The following is a 2,895-nucleotide window of genomic DNA, read 5'->3' on the forward strand; positions in this document are numbered from 1 at the left end:
CGAAAGATTGGACACCAAGGCAGGACGTATCCGGCGCCTGCAGGATCTGCCGCCGCTGCCCCAGGTGGCTGACTCGCTGCTTCGCGAGCTGGCCGCTGATGACGCGGCCATCGGGCAACTGGCCGATCTGATCGGTACCGAGCCGGCCCTGACTGCCCGAGTGATTGGTGTGGCCAATACCGCCTATTTCGGAGGATCACGCCAGGTGTTCTCAGTACAGGCCGCGATCTCCCGCCTCGGCCTGAACATGGTCCGCGGGCTCGCCCTGGGCCTGTTGATCAACGACCACCTCTCACCCCGCCGCTGCCGCTCCCTGGACCTGGATCGCTACTGGTTTGTCTCCATGGTGGGGGCCCGGTTGGCCCGGGAGCTCTCTCGATACGTGGAGTCCGGGACCCTGGCTGCCGATCAGGCCTATCTGTCTGCGCTATTGCGCCAACTGGGCGTCATCGTCCTGTGCGATCTTGAGCCTCAGGGCATGGACAAGGCTCTGGCTGGCAATGGCCAGGATGATGCCCGCGTGATGGCAGCCCGCGCCCAGCGAGAGCTTGGACTGGATCACCACATGGCAGGTAGGATCCTGGCCGAACGCTGGCACCTGCCCGCCGAGGCGGCCACAGCCATGCGTCATTACGCCGACCCAGGTTACCGCGGAGATCATCAATTGCTGGTGGGCCTGGTCGGAGTCTGCGATACCCTGGCCGAATCGCTGTTCGACCAAGTCGAGGCCTGTCCGACCGGGGAAATTCTGGATCGGCTGGATCTGCCGGCGTCTGCCGTCGATAAGGTTGTCGAGGTTTGTCGTGAGCAGCGGGATGCCATTGTCGCGGCCAGCCGACAGATGTCCGCCCCTTGAGGACACCGTGGATCTGACACCCTTCGCTGAAGCCTACAGAGAAACCAACCGGCGGATGGTCCAGTTGCTGGACTTCCTTTCCGCCCTGCATGCCTTGTCCGAGGTGGGTCCCGCTGTTACCGACCAACGGAAAATGCTGGACCAGGCCCTCAAGGGCCTGCTCGAGAACCAGAATATGTCACGTTGCTCTGTCTTCCTGTGTGAGCACGACCAATTGGTGAATGCTGCCGGCCTGAGTTGGGCCGAGTTGATCGGGCTACCCGGTCAAGCCGTACGCCGCGCCTTCCCGGTGGGAGATGGCGTGATGGGTCGCGCGGTGACCACCGGGGTGGTTCAGTATTCGTCCGATTGCCGCAACGATCCGGCTTTCCTGTCGTTGCCCGCCGATATCAGTCCGGCAGTCTCCAGCCTGATCTCCGTGCCCATCCGCATTGCCGATAACGTGTTGGGTGTGCTGAACGTCTCTCACACCGACAGCGATGCCTTCGGTCCGGATGAAGAGCGGTTGCTTACCCTCTACGCCCATTTTCTTGGACAGATGCTGGTCAACTGGCAGCATGTCCACAACCTGGAGGAGCAGGTGGGGCAGCGAACCCGTGAGTTGGAGTCGGCCCTGGAGGAGGCCCGTGAGTTGCAGCAGCGGTTTCAGAGCCTGGCAGTGCTGGATGATCTCACCGGCCTGCACAACCGGCGATTCTTCTTCGCCGAAGCCCGTGCCATCCTGGCCCGCGGCTTGCGCCAGGGCTCGGCCGCTTCGCTGATCCTGCTGGATCTGGACCACTTCAAGCGGATCAATGACGAGTTTGGCCACGCCGCTGGTGATCAGGTGCTCCAGGATGTGGCACTGGCTCTTGGCCAACTGGTGCGGGAGGGCGATGTGCTGTCCCGTTACGGCGGCGAGGAGTTCGTGCTGCTGCTACCGGGCACAGACCTGGACGGAGCCATTGGTTTGGGTAAACGCATCCGCCAGGCTCTCGCCGGCCTGGCGTGGGTGTTCGATGACTCTGGGCCGCAGCGGATCACGGCCAGTATCGGCATCTGCACACTGGTGCTGGAGGGGCCGCGGCGGCATCCTCCCCCGGGTGATGTGCTGGAGAACATGCTGGCACGGGCTGATCTCACCATGTACGCCAGCAAGGATGCCGGTCGAAATTGCTTGCGGGTATCCACGCTGGAACTGCTGGACAACCCCTGAAGCTTTGGGATGACTCCATCCCTGGAACCATGCCCTGTGCTCATGCCATGCCCGCACGGCCTCGGGATCGCCGGCAATAACCCGAAACGATGCCCCAAAAAGGGGGCGAACACCTTTTCACGGGAGAATAGCCGCGCCGGGTGCGTCGCCGTGAGCCGGAGCGCATCCAGGATGCCAATCAAGAACCGCCAGACAATGCCGATAACCTTCAAAACGTACAAGATGCGCCTGACGCGCTCGACACGGATACCTGAACCATGCTGTCTTACCTGACCATCGGTCGCAAGCTGGCGGCCTCCTTTACGATCGTTCTCTTGATCCTGCTGGTGATCGCCTTGATCGGATGGAACGGTCTGAGTCGTATGGGCGAAGCCCAGGCGCGCGTGGCTGATACCTACGAGCAGGCCATCTTCCAGGTGCAAAAGGAGGTGGACCATCTGGTCTGGGTGAATGACCTGGCCAACGTCTTCGTGCTGGGCACCGCATTTCAGGGGCAACTTGACCACACCCAATGCGACTTTGGGCAGTGGTATTACAGCTTTCTCAACAGCGAAGCCTTTGATCGGGCGCCGGGGGATTTTCGCCGTACCTTCCATGCCATTGAGCAACCGCATCGAGAATTGCATCAAACCGCCATCCGTATCCTGCGCGCCGTGGAAAATGGGAATCGCGAGCAGGGGCTGGAGATCTATCAGGGGCAGACCCTGGGCCATCTGGAGACACTCCGGGGCCTGCTGGATGATCTGGGAGCCGGGCTCACGCGCCAGCGAGAGCTCGTGAGTGCTCAGGCGGAGCGTACCGCCGTGGCATCCACAACCACCATGAGCATCGCTGCCCTGGCGGC

3 protein-coding genes are annotated in these 2,895 nt (G+C 62.2%); all 3 read left to right on the forward strand.

The genetic code is table 11. From position 1 onward, the window contains the following. The coding region (locus LPW30_RS15745; protein WP_239681343.1) for an HDOD domain-containing protein at window positions 1–856 on the forward strand (856 nt) is incomplete at its 5' end. A gap of 7 nt (window positions 857–863) precedes the next feature. After that, on the forward strand, window positions 864–2,051 hold the full coding sequence (locus LPW30_RS15750) for a sensor domain-containing diguanylate cyclase (RefSeq protein ID WP_239681344.1): 1,188 nt from the start codon (window positions 864–866) through the stop codon (window positions 2,049–2,051). Between the two features lie 257 nt (window positions 2,052–2,308). Next, a partial coding sequence (locus LPW30_RS15755; RefSeq protein ID WP_239681345.1) for a CZB domain-containing protein occupies window positions 2,309–2,895 on the forward strand: 587 nt, incomplete at its 3' end.

The organism is Ectothiorhodospira variabilis (genome assembly GCF_022227625.1).
In the GTDB taxonomy this organism is placed as follows: domain Bacteria; phylum Pseudomonadota; class Gammaproteobacteria; order Ectothiorhodospirales; family Ectothiorhodospiraceae; genus Ectothiorhodospira; species Ectothiorhodospira haloalkaliphila.